Here is a 19,161-nt window from a genome sequence, read left to right on the forward strand (position 1 = left end):
GTGGGAGAATGCGGGGCGCACGGGGAGCGGGACGCCGACAACGCACGTCGATCTCCCACACTTGAGAGGCAAGGGAATAAGAAAGAGGCACACGGCGTCGCGAAACGCTCCTCACCCCTCATCCCTCACCCCTCATCCCTCATCCCTCACCCCTCATCCCTCACCCCACACCCCTCATCCCTCACCCCACACCCCACAACCCACATCCCACACCCCGAATTGCACAAACCCAATCCAATGAGTATACTAACAGTGTGCAAGCGGCGCCAATGCCGATAATCGCCGTAATGTTGCGCCGGGAGGGGGGTGAACGGGTCATTCTTCCGCGCCGAAAGAAAAAGCCGGTGCGCGTAGATATGCCAGATCTATGCGAGTAGAACGACGTGACGGTGAAACTGTAGATCAATTGCTTCGTCGCTTCAACAAAGTTGTTGTTGCTGAGCGTATCACCAAAACGTTCCGTGAAAAGATGCACTTTGTTTCCGAAAGCGAAAAGCGCAAAGAAAAACGTCGCCGCGCCGAGCGCAATCGCCGCAAGAAGGCATTGCAGCAGGGCCAGTAGGAGCGGCGTGCGACACGACGCAGAGCGCCGGGTTGTGTGCCCGGCGCTCTGTGCTGCCTGATGGATATGCTATAATGCTACGAATGGTAAGAAACTATGGCTAATGCTCTGATCGACAAACTTGCCAGTGTTGCGGCACGCTACGATGAACTGTTCGATCTGATGGCGCAACCCGACGTCGCCACCGACCCGGTGCGATTACAGCGGTACGTGCGCGAGCAGCGCGAACTCGAGCCGCTTGTCGAAGCATATCGCGCATACCGCGACGTGGAGCGTCACATCGAAGATACGCATTTCCTGCTCGAACACGAGACTGACCAGGACGTGCGTCAGCTGGCGCAGGAAGAACTCGATCATCTACTGGAACGGCGCGCACAACTCGAGCAGGAGATCAAAGTCTTATTGCTCCCACGCGACCCGAACGACTCGAAGAATGCCATTATGGAACTGCGGCAGGGCGAAGGCGGCGATGAAGCCGCGCTGTTCGCCGCCGACCTGTTCCGTATGTATACGCGCTACGCCGAGCAACGCGGGTGGGACATCGAGGTCATCAATGCCACCGAAAACGGACCCGGCGGCTATAAGGAGATCATTTTCGAGGTCAGGGGCGAAGGCGCCTACAGTCGCCTCAAGTATGAAGGCGGCGTCCATCGCGTGCAGCGCGTACCAGCCACCGAAGCGCGCGGGCGCATCCATACCTCGACGGCGACGGTTGCTGTGCTGCCCGAGGTCGAAGAGACCGACATCGAGTTGAACCCGTCCGATTACCGGGTCGATGTGTTCCGTTCGGGCGGGCATGGCGGACAGGGCGTCAATACGACCGACTCGGCGGTACGGATTGTCTACAAGCCCGGCACGCCGGAAGAGATCGTCGTCACCTGCCAGGATAGCCGTTCGCAGTTGAAGAACAAGGCGTCGGCGCTGGCAGTGCTGCGCGCGCGTCTCTTTGCTCGTGAAGAAGAGAAGCGCCGTAAGGAATTGGGCGAGTCGCGTCTGGCGCAGGTCGGCGCCGGTGAACGCGCCGAGAAGATTCGCACCTACAACTTTCCCCAAGATCGGGTGACCGACCATCGCATTGGACAGAATTTTTCCAATCTTCCGGGTATTCTCGATGGCGACCTTGATCGCTTGATCGACGCGCTGATCATTGCCGACAATGCCGAGCGCCTCGAGGCCGTCGCCGCTCGATAGAAGATGAGGTGACTGTGAGCACCCAACAGCAACTCATCTCTGCGCTCGACGAGTTCATTGTTCGCATGCCGAAAGTCGAACTGCACCTGCACCTGGAAGGCGCCATTCAACCTGCCACGTTGCTGGCGCTCGCGGAGCGCAACGGCGTTGATCTGCCGGCGCGCGACGAGGCGGGGGTGGCGCAACTCTTCCGCTACCACAATTTCCACGAATTCCTCACCGTCTTCATGGTCCTGACGCGATCCCTGGCGACCGGTCGCGATTTCGAGCAGGTCGCATATGAACTGGGCGTGCATCTGGCGGAACAGCATGTGCGCTACGCTGAGGTTATGATTTCGCCGGTGCAGTATCACCGACGAGCGCTCGATCTCGATGAGGTGGTGCAGGGAACGGCTGCCGGCTTTGCCCGTGCTGCGCGCGAGTACAATGTGCGCGTTGGACTGGTGTTCGACTATGGCAGGCAGTTTGGCGTCGATCTGGCGTGGCGCCTGCTGGAGAGCGCCGTTCGCAACATGAAGCACGGCGTGGTTGGCTGGTCGATTGGCGGCGATGAGATCAACCACCCGCCGGAGCCGTTCGCCGGCGTCTTCGCCGCTGCCCGTCGCGCAGGATTGCAGGTGATGGCGCATGCTGGCGAAGTCGTTGGTCCTGCCAGCATCTGGGGCGCTATCGAGGCGCTCGGCGTTCGCCGCCTGGGGCATGGCATTCGCAGCATCGATGATCCGGCGTTGCTTGCCTACCTGCGAACCCACGCCATCGTGCTCGATGTGTGCCCGACCAGCAATGTACGGACGGGCGCCGTTCCTGCGCTTGATGCACATCCGCTGCGTCGCCTCTTCGATGCCGGCATACCGCTAACGATTAACACCGATGATCCGGTGTTTTTCGGAACGACCCTGTGCGACGAGTATCGCCTGGCAGTCCGGCAATTCGGTTTCACTGCCGATGATCTGGTGCAACTCACACTGACTGGCGCACGCGCGGCGTTCCTGCCCGAAGCGGATCGCCTGGCGCTGGCGCGGGAACTCGAAGAGGAGAGCGCAGGTCTGCGTGCAGCGTTGGGCGTATAATGTTCGCCTCGACAGGCGTTGCTCAGGGATTGCCTGGCTCGTACAACTTCACCTGAGCAGCGTCATCAACGTTCGCAAGTAATTGGGAGACGGTATAGTAAAGAACTGGATGCATCAGGTTCGGCGCGAGTTCGGCGAGCGGCTTCAGCACAAATGCACGTTCAGCCAGACGCGGATGCGGGATGGTCAGTTCGAGCGACTCCATCTGCACGGCGCCATAGAGGAGAATATCGAGATCGATAGGCCGCGGACCGTACTGAATGCCTCGACGCCGCCCCATCGCGCGCTCGATCTTCTGCAGTTCGGCAAGGAGGTCGAGGGGTTTGATCGCAGTGCGCCCTTCGACGACCGCGTTGATAAATGCGTCATCGCTGACGTAGCCGAGCGGTGCGTGAACATACAAACGCGAAACGCGAGTCACAGCGATGATCTGGCTCAAACGCACAACGGCTTCTCGCAACCGCGCCACGCGATCGCCAAGGTTGCTGCCAAGCCCGATATAGATAGTTGTACTGCGCATCGTAACTTAGACGCCTGGAATGCCTTCGAATCGGTTACGTCGGCGACTGCCGATTAGACCAGCAATACATTATAACCGGGATGTCGCGGCAATGGGGCGCCTGCGCTACAACGCCGCCAAACGCAGCACACGCTGCTATCAGTCAAAAGGAGGCGAACGATGTCATCAGTCGAGCACAGCATCTTCATCAATGCGCCGGTTGACACGGTGTTCGACACGCTGCTGCGTGTCGAAGAGGCTCCTCGCTGGGTGGTCGGGCTGGAAGAAGTGCATGACGTCACCGGGCGTAACGTCGGCGATACCTTTGCATGGACCTTTAAGATGGCAGGCGCGTTGACATTCCGCGGCAAAACGACATTTGCTGCCATCGAACCAGGGCGGTACCTGCGTGAAGAGGGCAGCGGCGATCTGTCGAATGTCTGGTCATGGCGGTTGACGCCGGAAATGAGCGGCGCCCATGTGCATGTGCGCATCGATTACACGGTTCCGGGCGGCGCCCTGATCGGCGGGATTCTCGACAAACTGTTCGTCGAACGCCAGAACCAAAAAGACCTGGAACAATCGTTGAGCAATCTGAAAAAGATGCTCGAAGGGTAGCGACTATGGCCGAAAAGCAGATCCTCGATGCTGACGATATTCGGCGCGCAATTACGCGCATTGCGCATGAGATTACCGAACGCAACGCCGGGGTGCGCGATGTGGCGCTCGTCGGCATCCGGCAGCGCGGCGTGCCGCTGGCGATGCGCATCGCAGCGGTGCTGGAAGAGATTGAACGGCTGCGTGTGCCGGTCGGGATTCTCGACATCACCCTCTACCGCGACGATCTTGGCATCCGTGGACCGGCGCCCGTTGTGCGCGCGACGGATATTCCCTTTGACATCAACGGACGCACGGTTGTTCTGGTTGATGACGTGCTGTACACGGGGCGAACCGTTCGCGCCGCGCTCGATGCGCTCACCGATTTCGGCAGACCGGCGCGCATTCAACTGGCAGTGCTGATTGATCGCGGTCATCGGGAACTGCCGATCCGCGCCGATTTTGTGGGTAAAAACGTCCCGACATCGCGCGACGAGCGGATTGCCACACGGCTGCACGAAGTCGATGGCGACGTTGAAGGCGTCTTTATTGTGCGCACTGCGGAAACCGCAACTGAATAAGGAGCTTGTTATGAGCGCGCCTGCAAGTGCGGCAACCGCCAGAGGACGCCGGCACCACGTGCTCGATCTCGACGATTTTTCCACACAAGAGATCGATGAGATCCTCGACACCGCCGTCAGTATGAAAGAAGTGCTCGGGCGAGCGATCAAGCAGGTGCCGACCCTGCGCGGCAAAACGATCGTCAATATGTTCTTCGAGGATAGCACCCGCACCCGGATTTCGTTCGAACTTGCCGGGAAAGCGCTCTCCGCAAATGTCGTGAACTTCACGGCGCGCGGCAGCAGCGTCGAGAAGGGCGAGTCGCTGATCGACACGGTGCGAACGCTCCAGGCGCTCGGCGCCGATATGCTGGTTATGCGCCATAGCGAGTCGGGCGCACCGTATCTCGTTGCGCAGCACTTTCACGGATCGGTCATTAACGCGGGAGACGGACGGCACGCACATCCGACCCAGGCGCTGCTCGACCTGTTTACCGTGCGACAGCGGCTGGGGCGGATCGAAGGGCTAAAGATTGTGATCGTCGGCGATATTCTGCATAGTCGGGTCGCCCGCTCTGACCTCTGGGGGTTCACCCGGATGGGCGCATCGGTCACTCTCTGTGCGCCACAGACGCTGATCGGTCCCGAGTCGTTCTGGAAGGCGACCTGGCCCGATCTGACGATCACCAGCAACCTGGATGAGTGTATCATGGGCGCCGATGTCGTCATGACACTGCGGTTGCAGAAGGAACGGATGGAGGGCGGGTTGATCCCTTCGCTGCGCGAGTATAGCCGCTTCTTCGCCCTTACCGCCGAGCGGGTGGCGCGCGCTGCGCCGCATTGCCTGGTGATGCACCCCGGACCCATGAACGAAGGCGTCGAGATCATGCCCGATGTCGCGGTATCAGCGCAATCGGTCATCGAAGAACAGGTCGCCAATGGCGTGGCGGTGCGGATGGCGCTGTTGTACCGTCTGTCCGGCGAGTAGAGAGAATGTGTATGCGGTATCTGATCAAAAATGGTTCGATCATCGACCCGGCGCGGCGTGTCGCCACGATTGGCAATGTGCTGGTTGAGGATGGCAAAGTCGTTCAGGTCATCGACCTTGCCGACCTCACCCTGGCGCCAGAGCCGCTTAATGAACACACCGAGGTTATCAATGCACGCGGCGCGGTAATCGCTCCTGGATTCCTCGACCTGCACGCCCACGTGCGTGAACCGGGCGATGAACACAAGGAAACGATCGAAACCGCCGCCAAAGCGGCAGCGGCGGGCGGATTCACAACGTTGTGCGTCATGCCGGACACGCATCCGGCAATCGACTGCGCCGCCGTTGCGCGCCAGGTGCGCGACATTGCCCGGCGCCGCGCACTGGTGCGTATCGAGCCGATTGGCGCGATCACACTTGGACTCGCTGGTCAGACGCTTACCGAAATGGCTGAACTGGTCGAATCGGGATGTGTCGGTTTCTCCGACGAAGGCAACACCGTGGCGGATGCGGCAGTGATGCGCAATGCGCTGGCATATGCGGCGATGCTCGATGTGCCGATCATGGCGCATTGCGAAGATACACGCCTGACTCGCGGCTGGGGCATGCACGATGGCGCGGTCAGCATTCGCCTGGGGTTGCCAGGGTACCCGGCTGCCGCAGAAGAAGTCATTGTTGCGCGCGACATCGCACTGGCTGAAATGACCGGCGCGCATCTGCATATCTGCCATGTCAGCACTGCCGGGAGCGTGGCGCTCATTCGCGCCGCCAAAGCGCGCGGCGTGCGGGTGACCGCCGAAGTGACGCCGCATCACCTGACGCTCACCGATCAGTGGGTGCTCGGCAATCTCGCAGCAGTGCGTGTCGAAGAAAAATCACTTCACCGCAGCGGACGTGATCGCGCCGAAATCAATGATGAAGGACTCGATCTCCCATCCCGCCTCAAGCCGACCCTTCTGCCGCCCTACCATCCATCAACCCGCGTTCGTCCGCCGCTGCGCACGGAGCAGGATGTCGAGGCGCTGATCGAAGGATTGCGCGACGGCACGATCGATGCCATCGCTTCCGATCACGAACCGCAGAGCGCCATCGATAAAGAGTGCGAGTATCGCTTGGCAGCGCCGGGAATCAGCAGCCTCGAAACGGCGCTGGGACTGGCGCTCACCCTTGTCCATCGCGGCAAGCTCGACCTGGTCGATCTGGTCGCCAAGTTCACCGAAGGCCCGGCAACGGTGCTGGGTCGTGCACCGGCTACCCTGCGCCCCGGTTCACCCGCCGATATTGTCATTTTCAACCCGGACTCGCTGTGGACGGTCGATCCGACAAAGTTCTTCTCGAAGGGACGCAATACGCCGCTTGCCGGACAGCAGCTCAAGGGGCAGGTGATGCTGACGATGTGCCGGGGGCAGATTGTCTTCCGCCGCGGCAACTTCGGCGTCGGCACAGGCGCATTGCAGCAGGCGTCGCGGCTGGAAGGCATTCTCGGCAGCGAAAACGAGGAATAATGGCGCGTCAGCACACGGTTGAAATCGCCGATCATCGCCAGGTGACGCCGCGTCTCCGCTGGCTGGCATTGCACGCCCCCGATCTCGCGCAGGATGTGCGTCCCGGTCATTCGCTGCTGGTGTGGTGCAACGATCCTGGCGACCCCTATCGGTTGCTGCGCCGACCGCTCTTCGTGGCAGCGGCACGCCACGAACTGGGGCAGATTGCGCTTCTCTACGCGCCGGATGAGCCGGGTCTGGCGTGGCTGGCGCGGCGCATCCCCGGCGACTCGCTCAATGTGATCGGACTGTGCGGACGTGCTCTCCCGTTCGCCGATCGCCAGCGTAATCTGCTGCTGATCGGCGCAGGCGCCGGGCTTGCGGCGTTGATCTTCGCTGCGCGCGCCGCTCCACCCCATATCACAGTGGCCCTGATCGCCATCGCCGGCGATCAGGACGGGCTGCCGTCGCCGTTCCTGCTGCCCTCCGCAGTTGAGTACGAGACGATTGTGAGCGCAGACCTGACCACGGCGGTTGCCGGGGCGTTGCAACCGGCAACCGGACCTTCGCCGCTGGCGTGGGCTGATGCGGTGGTCGCAGCATTGCCGCGCGCGGCGCTGGCAACGCTTGTACAGGTTATTCGGGCAGTGCGTCTGCGCCATCTTCCCGGGTTTGCGCATGCGCTCATCGGCGCGCCGCCAGGATGCGGGTTCGGCGCGTGTGGCGTGTGCGCCATTCAATTGAGCAGCGGAGTGCGCCTGCCGTGTGTCGAGGGTCCGTGGTTCGATGTGCGCGAGGTGAGGGGTAGTTAATATGCGCGGTCATTACTGCCGGGGCGCTGCGGGCTAAAGCCCTCGCCGAGGCAAGTGAAAGCCCCGCTGGGGCTGCTGATGCCACTGCGCAGTCAATGCGTCTATGGCTGCTGGTGCGCGTTGTGGATCGTTGCGCCGTGAGAACCAGGCACGCAAATATCTTGTCTGACTGATCGCAATCTTAAGAATGGCTGGCATGACTTCACTGCAAAAAGCAACACGAAGGTCACAAAGGGACACAAAGGAAATGCGCTTCATTTTTATTCACCTTCGTGCGCTTCGTGTCCTTTGTGGTTAAGCCTTTTTGCAGTGGACTCTGGCATGAAAATGCAAAGAATCAATGCCGATAAGCCTCATCGCTGGAAAGCAGACATTGCTGCCTCTGTTGATCGCTTCAATCAGTGGTTTATGGATTTTGCCCCCGACACATTTCGGTCTGCACGGGTTGAAACCACCGAACATGTCAGGAAGGCGCTTCTCGCAACCAGCGACCTGCGAGCCCTGAATGCAGCCACGCTGAAGGCAAACCTCGGCGTGCTCCCGACCCTGCGCATGTGCACCGCACCGCCGCTTGCCGTCGACCGACTCGTCGGTTTGGCAGGTTCGAGCAAGAATCTCGTTGGACGAATGGAGAAAGGTAAGCTGCCAACCAAGATGGCGGCTACCGTCCTCGACACGGAGCTGACAAAGATCTGCAGCATTCTCTCACGACTCTTAGACCGGGACATTTTCCCATGGCTGGACAATCGCGAGGGTCCAACTGATCATGAACGCGACCGGGCCTTAACGATCGTTGCCGACCGGCTTTGCAGCGCGGTAGCGAATCCCATTATCCGTAACGCTCAGGAGCAACGGCAGCTTGCCCTAATCGGCGACTATCTCGATCATCTTGGCTATCGAAAACAACATCATTCATCAGACAAACCTCTTACGGATATGGAACCAGGCACGTATACCTTCCGTTTGAATGTGCCTGTAGGAAGGAATCATAGGGTAAATATTCCAGTTGACGTTGTTATCCAGCCAAAGAAACTGCGCGCGGATCGACTGCCAATCCTTATCGAGGCCAAGTCAGCAGGCGATTTCACAAACACAAACAAGCGGCGCAAGGAAGAGGCCACGAAGATTCATCAGCTACAGGCAACCTACGGGGATACCATGGTTTTCGTGCTATTCCTTTGCGGATCGATGCTGGCGAAACACGAGCATGCCGTTGAAGTGCGGCGACAAGCCATCCAAGCGGCGCTCGACTCAAGCAAGTCCGCTGCTGAGAGGAACCGTCTGGGCCAATTTGCGACTCCGTATGCCCTTGCAGTGGAGATTGCTCGCTATGTCGAATCTATTGCCGGCAATCGACTACGAGCGATTCGGTTTGCCGATCCTGCGATTGGCGCCGGTAGCTTTTACTCGGCTGCGCTTGAGGTGTTCGGCCTAGCGCGGATCGAAAGCGCTATTGGTGTGGAGATTGATACTGCGTTTTGCGATGCTGCTCGTGATTTGTGGGCATCGTTCGGTCTCGAGGTGGTGCAAGGCGATTTCACACGCCTCGTCGCCAGTTCGGGCTGGTCGGCGGCGCCAAATCTCATCCTGACAAATCCACCGTATGTGCGACATCACCACATCGATCGCAAGGAGAAGGAACGCCTGCAATCGCTGGCGTACCAGATGGCTGGCGTCAACGTCAACGGCCTCGCGGGCCTGTATGTCTACTTCTTGCTTCTCGCGACGGCATGGATGGAGGATGGCGGCTATGCGGCGTGGCTTGTACCCTCGGAGTTTATGGACGTGAACTACGGTGTTGCCCTGAAGCGATACCTTACGGATCGCGTCACGCTTATCCGAGTCCACCGCTTTGATCCGCACGATCTCCAATTCAACGATGCACTGGTTTCTTCGGTTGTGCTCGTGTTCCAGAAAACTCCGCCTCACGCTGAGCATCGTGTTGAGTTTACCTTCGGAGGAGGCATGTTGAATCCGCTTGCAAGCGACTCGGTCACTCTGGAGCAGTTGCACGACTTGCGCAAGTGGACGGTATACCCGCGTCATACGCGCAACGATAGACGAACGTCGAGCGCCGGTAACGATGTGGCGCTCGGCGATCTCTTTCGTATCCAACGTGGTATTGCGACAGGCAACAACAGGTTTTTTATCCTCGAACGCCGGGACGCTGAGCGGCGCGGTTTCCCAATGCACTGCCTTCGCCCCATCCTACCTGCTCCACGTTTTCTCAAAACGACTGTTATTGCGGCAGACCAGGACGGCTACCCATGCATCGAACCTCAACTGTGCGTCATCGACTGTGACCTGCCCGAGGCGGTCCTGCGAGTCCAACACCCGGACCTCTGGGAATACCTGCAAACCGCCGAGACGCTGGGCATTAAGAATGGCTACCTGATCGGCAAGCGCAACCCGTGGTATCGACAGGAGCAACGTGATCCGGCGCCGTTCCTGTGTACGTATATGGGGCGCGGCACAGAAGAGAAGCGACCGTTTCGGTTCATCTGGAATCAGTCGAGCGCTATCGCAACGAATCTCTATCTCATGCTCTATCCAAAGGGCGGTTTAGCGTGGCTTTTGCGGGAACATCCTGAGTATTGCGCCGATGTGTTTGCGCTGCTTGAGCAGGTGACCGGCCACGAACTTCGTGGCGAGGGGCGCACCTACGGAGGTGGCCTTCATAAGATTGAACCGAGCGAACTTGCCCGGATTTCTGCGTCGGCGTTTACTGACAATGGCCCGAGATCAGAAGCGCAGTGTATCGCCAGTGGGGGTTGTTTGATGGAGTGTCCCGTGCATCGGACATCGAACAGCCGGTTCCGTCGGACGGGTTGCACGCGGCCCGCCGCTGAACCAGAGCGCCAGGTCACCCTAGTACGCTCGTTGTGCCGTATAATGTCAGCATCCATGACGCGGCGCTCCCGGGAACCCGTCTTTGCCGGAGACTATGACTCTGCTCTACCATCTCCTCCGCCCGCTGCTCTTCCGGCTCGATGCCGAACGCGCGCACGATGCGGTGACGGCGATGTTCCGCGCTGCGAGTCGGATGCCGCTGCTGCCCCGGCTGATCGGCGCGCTCTATGCTTACGACGATCCCAAACTGGCGGTTGAATGGGCGGGGTTGCGTTTCGCGCATCCGCTTGGCGTCGCGGCAGGATTCGACAAACGCGCCGATCTGGTCGATGCGCTGGCACTGCTCGGTTTCAGCCATGTGGAAGTCGGCACCGTCACACCGCGCCCGCAGCCGGGCAATCCGCGTCCGCGCCTCTTCCGCCTGCCGGAAGACACGGCGCTGATCAACCGCCTCGGCTTCAACAGCCCTGGAATAGTCGCTGTGGCTCAGGCGCTGCGCGCACGCCGGTCGCGCAATGTGATCGTCGGTGTCAATATCGGCAAAAACCGCGATACGCCGCTGGAGCGCGCGGTCGAAGACTACGCAGCGACTTTCGTGGCGCTGGCGCCGCTCGCCGACTATGTGGCAGTCAATATTTCATCGCCGAATACGCCGGGGTTACGTCGCCTCCACGAACGCGCAGCGCTCGAGGATCTGCTGCGCGAACTGATGCGCCTCAACCGTAACCTGCCGCATCCGCGCCCAGTTGCGCTGAAGGTCTCGCCCGACGAAACCCAGGAGCAGATCGAAGCAGTGGTACGCGCCGGGTGCGAGGCGGGCGTGGCGGCTTTCATCGCAACCAACACCACCCTCGTGCGCGAAGGATTGCACAGCCCGCTGGCGAGCGAAACCGGCGGGCTGAGCGGCCGTCCGCTGGCGCCGCGCGCGCGCCAGGTCATCGGCGCCATCTACCGCCTGACCCGCGGTGCGCCACCGGTGATCGGCGTCGGCGGCATTCTGACTGCCGAAGATGCCTATTTGCACATTCGCGCAGGAGCGCGCCTTGTCCAGCTCTACACCGGCATGGTGTACGCCGGGCCCGCCATTGCCCGTGACATCAAGCGTGGTCTGGCGCACCTGCTGCACCGCGACGGATTTGCAAGCGCGGCAAAGGCAACGGGGGCTGATGCCGCCTCGTAAGGCGGGTCTCAGACCCGTCCCCACCGCCCCCCTAAGCGCCTTCCCGCCCTGCGGGCTGAGCGTCACCTGCGGGTGGGTCTGAGACCCACCCTCAATGATGGCGCTATTGAGCAGGTTGGTGTCAAGCGCCCCGGACTCCGTGCGAACGCAGCAGTGTCTCAACCCATGCTGCATCCTCGTCGCTCAACGGTTGTTCTGGCGGCTGGCGGTAATCGATCAGCAGATCGCAACCCAACAGGTCGTAGGTGGCGTCGAATGCCGCCTGTAGCGCCAGCGGCAGGTCATCGTCGCCTGCAAGCAGCGGGATGGGCACGATCGGCAGTCTATCGCGCAGCGTCAGGGGCCAGACATCGACGAGCGGGCGTTTTTCCGCCCGGCTGAGCACCACGAAGTAGTGTGCTGGAGGCAGCGGTTGCTGCATCGGCACACGCTCACCGCCGCGCAACAGGTCGATTTCGATCAGATGCGCGCTACTCAGCAATAATCGTCGTCGTTTTGCCAGATATTCAGCGCGCCCTTCGCCGCGCTCATTTGTTGACGATACTATTTCGATTGCCGTGACCAGACGACGTTGCGCAACATCACGGATTTCGATGCTTACATGCGGCACGGCTTGCGGCACAACCGTCGCCATCTGGAGCGGCGGCGCCAGTACAGGTGACGCTCCGCCCGTTGTCGACTCTGGCGGCAGCGACGATGAGACGACGCTGACATCCGGGTAGAGCGACGCAGTTGTCACTGCAACGTCGGTCACTTCTTCAAAAACCACCCGCTCGACCGGCAACGCCAGGTAGCGCGGACGCAGTTGAGGGGCGATCTGACGCACAATTTCGATTGCGAACGTAGCATGGAACGCGGTCCAGAGCGAACCTTCGAGATATGGGTCCATTCCTGGAAACGGCGATGGCATTGGTCTCATCCTTCCCCGATGGTCGCCTCACGCACCTGTACCTCACGCAGGCGCTCCGGCAACACGGCCACGCCTGTGCCCGGCGCGTCGGGCACGGTAATGGTCGAGTCATCGTTCAGCACGAAATCGGGCGCAGCGATGTCGCGCCGGTAGTAGCGCGCCGACGCTGAGATGTCGCCAGGGAGGGTGAAGTTGGGGAGCGCCGCCAGCGCCAGGTTCACCGCGCGCCCAACATTCGTTTCCAGCATACCGCCGCACCAGACCGGTACGCCCCGTTCGGCGCACAGGTCGTGAATCTGACGCGCAGCGGTCAGCCCGCCGACCCGCCCGATTTTGATATTGATCACCCGGCAGGCGTCGATGTCGAGCGCCCAACGCGCGTGCTCCGGCGAGTGAATGCTTTCGTCCAGGCAGATAGGGGTGCGGATCTGCGCCTGCAACCGCGCATGGTCTACAATATCGTCGTGGTGAAGCGGCTGCTCGATAAGCAGCAAGTTCATGGCATCCAGTTCACGGAAGATCGGTGCATCGTTCAGAGTGTAGGCTGAGTTGGCATCCACCTGCAACGCAATGTCGGGCCAGCGTTCGCGCACGGCGCGTGCCACGGCAACATCCCATCCCGGCTTGATCTTCAGTTTGATGCGCGCGTACCCCGCAGCGACAAACCGCTCAATGCTCACCAGTTGCGCTTCGAGCGTCGGTTCGATGCCGACGCTCACGCCAACTGCCACACGATCGCGGGTGGCGCCGATGAGCCGCGCCAGTGAGACGCCCCGCGCCTGTGCGTAGAGATCCCAGAATGCGGCTTCAACGGCGGCGCGCGCCATCGGATGCCCGCGCACCGGCGCGAAGCGTGCCGCGATTTCCCCCGGCTCGTCGATCTCCTGCCCAACGATCATGGGCGCCAGAAATTCGCTGATGATGTGCCAGGCCGTCCCGATCGTTTCATACGCATACCAGGGACCCGCGCCGGCGACGCATTCACCCCAGCCGGTCAACCCGTCGGCGCGCATCTCGACCAGAATGCAGGGACGGTGCGTCTCGCGCCCAAAACTTGTCTCGAAGGGCGTGACCAGCGGCATGTTGATATGGTGCAGAGTGATTGTCTCGATCTTCATACACTGCTCCAGTGCCGGCGCAACAGATAGTAACTGCACGCACCTTCGGAAAGAACATCAACCACAGTATACCCGCCGGCAAAGGCGGCTTCGCACACTTCGCGCACCTGCATGCGCCAGGTCAGCGCCTCATTCGGGCGCATGTGCTTGACGGTCTGAATATCCGTCGGAAAGCGGATGAGCACGCAGTCGCCCGACGGTGTGCAACAGACGCTCGCTGGCGTATCGGCGGCGGCGCCGGGAGGCGCTTCGTTCAGCACCGAAACACCTTGCGCAATAAGCGCAACAAGCGACGGCGCCGGTTCAGCGCGCGCCAGGCGCCGCTCGACATGGTGCGACGCCAGATGCCACTCGACCTCGAAACGATCACTGGGAACGCCCGCGTTCAACCGGTCGCTCATCGTTCCATACAGGTTGCGCGCATACGTATGACACACCGCGCCGAGTTTCCGAATGTTGAGGCGCGCATTGCGGCTCTGGAGCGGATCGAAGGTCCAGGTCATCAGCGTGATGCCCTGCGCCAGCACGTATTCCCGCTGGCGACGCTTAAGTTCTTCGCCGATCCCGCGATCCCGGTAGTGCGGCAGCACGCCGAGCATGTGCGAGCAGTGCTTCACCTGACCTTCCGCCGTGAGACCGACAAAACCGAATACGAAACCGACCAGATCATCTGGCGGCGTCAGGTCCGTATCGAAGGCGCCGAGCGTCACACCGCCGTTCTTGCCAGCGGTCAGCAGGAGGTGGAGCGGCACGATGTCGCGCACATCACTCCCCCACACCTGCGCCTGAAGGTCTTCTACGGCGCGATAGTCCTCGTGGGTTTCGATACGGCGATACACAATGGCCATTTACGTCTCCAGAAACGCTTTCATCGCGGCATTGACCTCTTTCGGCGCCACCTGCTGCACCCAGTGCGATGCATGCGGAAGGCGACATATGCGCAGATCGGCAACAAACCGTTCTGTGCCATACACCACCTCTGGCGCAAATGCAATGTCCTGTTCGCCCCAGATCAGGAGGGTCGGGACACGGACCCGCATCCCTGTGCCGCGGAAGAGATCGCCAGCGCCGTGGCGACCGATTGCGCGGTAGTAGTTCAGCGCAGCGGTCAGCGCGCCAGGACGCGCTATTGCCTGTTTGTAGCATCGAATGGTTTCCTCATCGAACACCGTGCGATCCACCGGCGTCGCGCGAAAGATACGGTCGAACGCAGCGCCGTTGTTCGCGCGCAGGAGCGCCTCCGGGAGCCATGGAAATTGAAAGAAGGCGATGTAGCGCGAGCGCCGTCGCTGCTTCGGGTTGCGCCGCAGTTCCTCATAAAAACGCGCCGGATGCGGCATATTCAGCGCGATCAGCCGCTCGACCCGTTCAGGGCGCGCAATTGCCAGCGACCAGGCGATCATGCCGCCCCAATCATGCCCGGCAACATATGCGCGCTGAAAGCCGAGCGCCTGGATCAGTTCGACAACATCCTGCACCAGCACGTGGAGTTCATAGCCGCGCGCCGGTTTCTCGGTTTCGTTATAGCCGCGCAGATCAGGCGCGACAACGGTGTAGTCATCGGCAAACGCCTCGACCTGATGCCGCCACGACCACCAGAATTCAGGGAAGCCGTGCAGCAACACCAACAGTTTGTCGCCGACGCCGGCGCGAACCATGTGGAAACGGATGCCATTCACGCGCAGATAGTGATGTTCGAGCGGCGCCGACATTCCTTTTCTCCTGGAGGTGACCGCCTGTGCGACCGCCATTATACTCCAGGGAAAGTGACGCGCACAAAGCGCGAGTTCGCCCGGCGGCTGAAGCCACGGGCTACTGCTGCAAAGCCCGCCTGCGCGGGCTGCACCGGGCGAGACGGATTATGTTCTCAACAACCATTATGGTCCAAATGACCGCGTATTATACCAATTGCTTTTATACAACTCATCATTTACAACATTGCACCATCCTTGTGCAAAGTTTGGCAATGCGCGCACGACGATTAATGCTTCTGTGGCAGGAAGACGACGCGACGTTGCATCACCTTTACCGCAGCGAGTCCGAGGTCGAGCTTCGCACCCGTTGGCATGCGCTGGGGTTGGTGCGCCACGGTCGCGCGCTGCGCCAGACGGCGCAGGCGATTGGCATCCATAAGCGCACGCTCCAGGAGTGGCTGCGGCGGCATTGTCGGGATGGGATTGATGCCATCCGTCAGCATCGGCAAGGGAGTCGCCGAAGACGGAAAGCCTTTCTGACGGCGGCACACCTTGCTCGGTTGGTCGAGCCAGCCGCTCAAGGGGCGTGCATGCGCATCAAGGCGGCGCAGGGATGGGGGACGGAGCAGGTTGGCGTGGACGATACCGCCTGGGGACGCGCTCCCTGCTGGTTCGGCTGAAGATCACGCCGCGCGTCCCGCGTCCTCTGGCAGCCACGGCCTCCCGGCATGCCTGGGAGAGGGGGACAAAGGGGGGCTGCTTGCCGTCCAAACGAAGGCCGGCGCGACCCAGGAGCGCAACCTGGCAGGGGCTGACAAGATGCGGATCGGCGTGCCTGGTCAGGTTCGCCGACTCTGGGCGCCGCGCCGGGTGCAGGTGCGACCGCAGGCGCCGATCGACCGCATGTGGCGCTCCTGGCATTGGCCGCCAATCCCCAACCGGGAGGAGCTCCTGGCGCTGGATCGGGCCCATGAAGGGAGCAAGCATCGGAGCCGCCGTCCGATATTGGCAGGCGCAAGGTATTAATGCGGCAGCAGGGGACCATGCGCGGAGTCACAGCAGCCCCGCAGTCTACCGGGTGGGAGGGACGTTGATGCAACAACCGCCGTATGCGTCGGAGTGGAACCCGGTCGAGCGCATCTTCACGGAATGGCGACGCGCGGCGGAGGGGCGTGTGTATCCCGCCCTTGAGGAGAACATAGCCATAGTCGAGCAAGCGTTGCAGCAACGAGCCGCTCATCCCGAGCCGGTAAAACGCTTGACCAACTGGCAGCGGATATGCGAGGCATATGCACAGTTGCCCACCAAACGGCTTATTCATAGGCATTGGTATAATACCAATGCGCGTCATTTGGACTATACTGCCGGCGCGCGTGGCGGGGCGCCGGGGCGCTGCGGGCGAAAGCCCTTGCTGAGGACGCGGTTCGACTACGCTCACCGCAAGTGCAAGCCCCACCGGGGCTGCTGATGCCAGGGCGCAGTCATTTGTCCACAATACGCCTGCCGGTGCGCGTTGACCGTTGCGCCGCGCCCAACGAACGCGCGAACATCTTGTGTGACTGATCGCAAGTTAGTATGAGAATTAAGAACAGAGAACCGTGCGCGGTCACCTGGACAAGCATGACTTCACTGCAAAACGCTGTTAAGCACCGAGGTAACCACGAAACCACGAAGGTCACAAAGGGACACAAAGGACATGCGCTTCATGTGTATTCACCTTCGTGCGTTTCGGATCCTTGGTGGTGAAGCCTTTGTGCAGTGGACTCAAGAGCAGGCGGGCTTCGCAACCATAGCCTACGACTTTAGTCGCCGGGCGGGAAGACGGAGACTTGAGGCGTCACGGTACTGCGCCTTGCAACCCGCAGCGTCAGGATGTCGCCTGATAGACCCTGACCCGCCTGACGCCAGCCGAGCCTGTGGTCGCATCCGTCCGCTTCCATGCAACCGTCGCTCCAGCCCTGTAAGCAACAGTAACGACTATATCGTACAATGGCGCATAACGCGCATGCACTGCGCGGACGCCATCTGTACTATAATTCAGGTATGGCGCTGTATACGTCTTTTTGACTATCGTGAGGCGAACATGTCCGAGGCTCCCGATGCCGAGATTGAGCGGTTACGCGCGCGTGTGGCGGAACTCGAGCAGCAGATGCTGAACTATGAAGGAATAGAACGCGAACTCCGCGCCAGTGAGGAACGTTTGCGCTTCTTTATCGAACATACGCCCGCAGCAATTGCTATGTTCGATGCCGATATGCGCTACATCCTGGCAAGCAAACGCTGGCTGCAGGATTATGGGCTGGAAGGCCAGGACATCACCGGTCGATCCCATTACGACATGTTTCCCAATCTGCCGGAACGCTGGAAAGACATCCATCGTCGCGCATTATCCGGTTTGTTCGAGGAAGCCGAGGACGATCCATGGCCGCGCGCGGATGGTTCGATGGAGTGGATTTCCTGGAAATGCTATCCCTGGTTCAAAGGCGATGGCACGATTGGCGGGGTAATCCTCTTTACTCAAGTAGTGACAAAGCGTATTCAGGAACGCATGGAACTGGAACAGAGCCGCGAGCAACTGCGCGCAACCGTTGAGGAACAGGAACGCCTCATCCAGGCGATCCGCGAGATGTCCACCCCGGTTGTTCCAATCTATGACGAAATAATTGTTCTCCCACTTGTCGGATCAATCGACAGCCGGCGCAGCGCGCAGATCATGGAAGCATTACTCAGCGGCATTCAGCGCTATGCCGCCGAAATCGCAATCATCGACATCACAGGCGTCTCCGTCGTCGATACGTCGGTAGCCAACCACCTGATACAGACGACACGCGCCGCGTCGCTGCTCGGCGCACACTGCGTGCTGGTCGGCATCTCGGCGGAAGTGGCGCAGGCGATGGTCCATCTGGGAATCGATCTGAGCGCGGTGGTCACACGCAGCAACCTTCAGGCGGGCATCGAATATGCGCTCGACCGGCTTGGCAAGCAGATTACCACCCGCGTAACCGCTACAACGCCAGACCTCCTCGTCTGATGAAACGAACACTGTTTGAACCGGAACATGATCTCTTCCGCGCCGCGTTTCGCGCCTTTGTCGAGCGCGACATTGCGCCGTTCCACGAGGAATGGGCGCGCGCCGGCGCCGTCCCGCGCGACCTGTGGCGAGCCGCAGGTCGTCAGGGGTTCCTCTGCATGGACGTGCCGGAGGAGTATGGCGGCGCCGGCGCGCGCGACTACCGCTTTAACGTCGTCATCGGCGAGGAGTTGTGGCGCGTCGGCGCCACCGGACCTGGCTTCGTCCTGCATACCGACATCGTTGTTCCGTACATCCTGCACTATGGAACACCGGAACAACGCCAGCGCTGGCTGCCCGGCTGCGTCAGCGGTGAGTGCATTACTGCGATTGCAATGACCGAACCAGGCGCTGGCAGTGATCTGGCTGCTATCCGCACCACAGCCCTGCGCGACGGCGATTCGTATGTGGTGAACGGACAGAAAACCTTTATCTCTAATTCACTACCGTACACTTTTTTACGCAAAGCTACTCTACCATCTGGAAGGCAACGGGAATCTCTTTGCCTTCGTTCAAAAGGTGCTCCAGCAAGCGCAACCCCAACTGAAAGAGGCTCAGATCGCAACGCTTGCCGCG

General features: G+C 60.7%; 17 protein-coding genes and 1 pseudogene. 13 read left to right on the forward strand and 5 right to left on the reverse strand.

The features are described 5' to 3' along the window. Window positions 1-367 precede the first annotated feature (367 nt). The 3 genes from rpsU (at window position 368) to add (ending at window position 2,823) form a co-directional block, all read left to right on the forward strand. Entirely contained in the window at window positions 368-562 is a 195-nt protein-coding gene (gene rpsU, locus AC3EA7_RS09200) for a 30S ribosomal protein S21 (RefSeq protein ID WP_488613749.1), read from the forward strand. 108 nt (window positions 563-670) lie between these two features. Next, a complete protein-coding gene (gene prfA / locus AC3EA7_RS09205; protein ID WP_488613765.1) occupies window positions 671-1,753 on the forward strand; it encodes a peptide chain release factor 1 in 1,083 nt (360 codons plus the stop codon). Window positions 1,754-1,767: 14 nt separating this feature from the next. Then, on the forward strand, window positions 1,768-2,823 hold the full coding sequence (gene add / locus AC3EA7_RS09210) for an adenosine deaminase (RefSeq protein WP_488613750.1): 1,056 nt from the start codon (window positions 1,768-1,770) through the stop codon (window positions 2,821-2,823). Between the two features lie 22 nt (window positions 2,824-2,845). Here the strand turns inward: add and folK are convergent, their stop codons facing one another. Beyond that, a complete protein-coding gene (folK, locus tag AC3EA7_RS09215) occupies window positions 2,846-3,343 on the reverse strand; it encodes a 2-amino-4-hydroxy-6-hydroxymethyldihydropteridine diphosphokinase (protein WP_488613751.1) in 498 nt (165 codons plus the stop codon). A 159-nt stretch (window positions 3,344-3,502) separates the two neighbouring features. Here folK and AC3EA7_RS09220 point away from each other — a divergent pair, with 159 nt between their 5' ends. From AC3EA7_RS09220 to AC3EA7_RS09250, 7 genes and pseudogenes are all read left to right on the forward strand, one after another. Then, complete coding sequence (locus AC3EA7_RS09220) at window positions 3,503-3,940, forward strand: SRPBCC family protein (RefSeq protein WP_488613752.1); 438 nt, start codon at window positions 3,503-3,505, stop codon at window positions 3,938-3,940. Between the two features lie 5 nt (window positions 3,941-3,945). After that, window positions 3,946-4,500, forward strand: a complete 555-nt coding sequence (gene pyrR / locus AC3EA7_RS09225) for a bifunctional pyr operon transcriptional regulator/uracil phosphoribosyltransferase PyrR (RefSeq protein WP_488613753.1) — start codon at window positions 3,946-3,948, stop codon at window positions 4,498-4,500. A gap of 10 nt (window positions 4,501-4,510) precedes the next feature. Further along, window positions 4,511-5,467 carry an aspartate carbamoyltransferase catalytic subunit gene (locus AC3EA7_RS09230; protein WP_488613754.1) on the forward strand — a complete coding sequence of 319 codons (957 nt, stop codon included), beginning with the start codon at window positions 4,511-4,513 and terminating at the stop codon, window positions 5,465-5,467. Window positions 5,468-5,478: 11 nt separating this feature from the next. Next, a complete protein-coding gene (locus AC3EA7_RS09235) occupies window positions 5,479-6,972 on the forward strand; it encodes a dihydroorotase (RefSeq protein WP_488613755.1) in 1,494 nt (497 codons plus the stop codon). Then, complete coding sequence (locus AC3EA7_RS09240) at window positions 6,972-7,763, forward strand: iron-sulfur cluster-binding protein (protein WP_488613756.1); 792 nt, start codon at window positions 6,972-6,974, stop codon at window positions 7,761-7,763. Before AC3EA7_RS09235 ends, AC3EA7_RS09240 begins: the two co-directional genes overlap by 1 nt. A 408-nt stretch (window positions 7,764-8,171) precedes the next feature. Continuing rightward, a pseudogene (locus AC3EA7_RS09245) lies at window positions 8,172-10,424 on the forward strand (XamI family restriction endonuclease); the annotation flags it as partial. A 283-nt stretch (window positions 10,425-10,707) separates the two neighbouring features. Then, on the forward strand, window positions 10,708-11,793 hold the full coding sequence (locus tag AC3EA7_RS09250) for a quinone-dependent dihydroorotate dehydrogenase (protein ID WP_488613757.1): 1,086 nt from the start codon (window positions 10,708-10,710) through the stop codon (window positions 11,791-11,793). Between the two features lie 121 nt (window positions 11,794-11,914). Here AC3EA7_RS09250 and AC3EA7_RS09255 read toward each other — a convergent pair whose 3' ends face one another. Genes AC3EA7_RS09255 through AC3EA7_RS09270 form a run of 4 tightly spaced genes read right to left on the reverse strand, consistent with a single transcriptional unit; the run spans window position 11,915 to window position 15,533 of the window. Further along, on the reverse strand, window positions 11,915-12,703 hold the full coding sequence (locus AC3EA7_RS09255; RefSeq protein WP_488613758.1) for a DUF4058 family protein: 789 nt from the start codon (window positions 12,701-12,703) through the stop codon (window positions 11,915-11,917). A 5-nt stretch (window positions 12,704-12,708) separates the two neighbouring features. Next, window positions 12,709-13,821, reverse strand: a complete 1,113-nt coding sequence (gene menC / locus AC3EA7_RS09260) for an o-succinylbenzoate synthase (protein ID WP_488613759.1) — start codon at window positions 13,819-13,821, stop codon at window positions 12,709-12,711. Beyond that, window positions 13,818-14,669, reverse strand: coding sequence for a hypothetical protein (locus AC3EA7_RS09265; RefSeq protein ID WP_488613760.1), 852 nt, complete (start codon window positions 14,667-14,669; stop codon window positions 13,818-13,820). The genes menC and AC3EA7_RS09265 overlap by 4 nt, the downstream gene beginning before the upstream one ends. After that, entirely contained in the window at window positions 14,670-15,533 is an 864-nt protein-coding gene (locus tag AC3EA7_RS09270; protein ID WP_488613761.1) for an alpha/beta fold hydrolase, read from the reverse strand. Between the two features lie 254 nt (window positions 15,534-15,787). Between AC3EA7_RS09270 and AC3EA7_RS09275 the strand changes: the two genes are divergently transcribed. The 3 genes from AC3EA7_RS09275 to AC3EA7_RS09285 all read left to right on the forward strand — a co-directional run. Further along, on the forward strand, window positions 15,788-16,195 hold the full coding sequence (locus AC3EA7_RS09275) for a helix-turn-helix domain-containing protein (protein ID WP_488613762.1): 408 nt from the start codon (window positions 15,788-15,790) through the stop codon (window positions 16,193-16,195). 1,403 nt (window positions 16,196-17,598) lie between these two features. Next, entirely contained in the window at window positions 17,599-18,546 is a 948-nt protein-coding gene (locus tag AC3EA7_RS09280; protein WP_488613763.1) for a PAS domain-containing protein, read from the forward strand. Beyond that, the coding region (locus AC3EA7_RS09285; RefSeq protein WP_488613764.1) for an acyl-CoA dehydrogenase family protein at window positions 18,546-19,161 on the forward strand (616 nt) is incomplete at its 3' end. The genes AC3EA7_RS09280 and AC3EA7_RS09285, both read left to right, overlap by 1 nt.

The sequence above is a fragment of the Roseiflexus sp. genome (genome assembly GCF_057785375.1).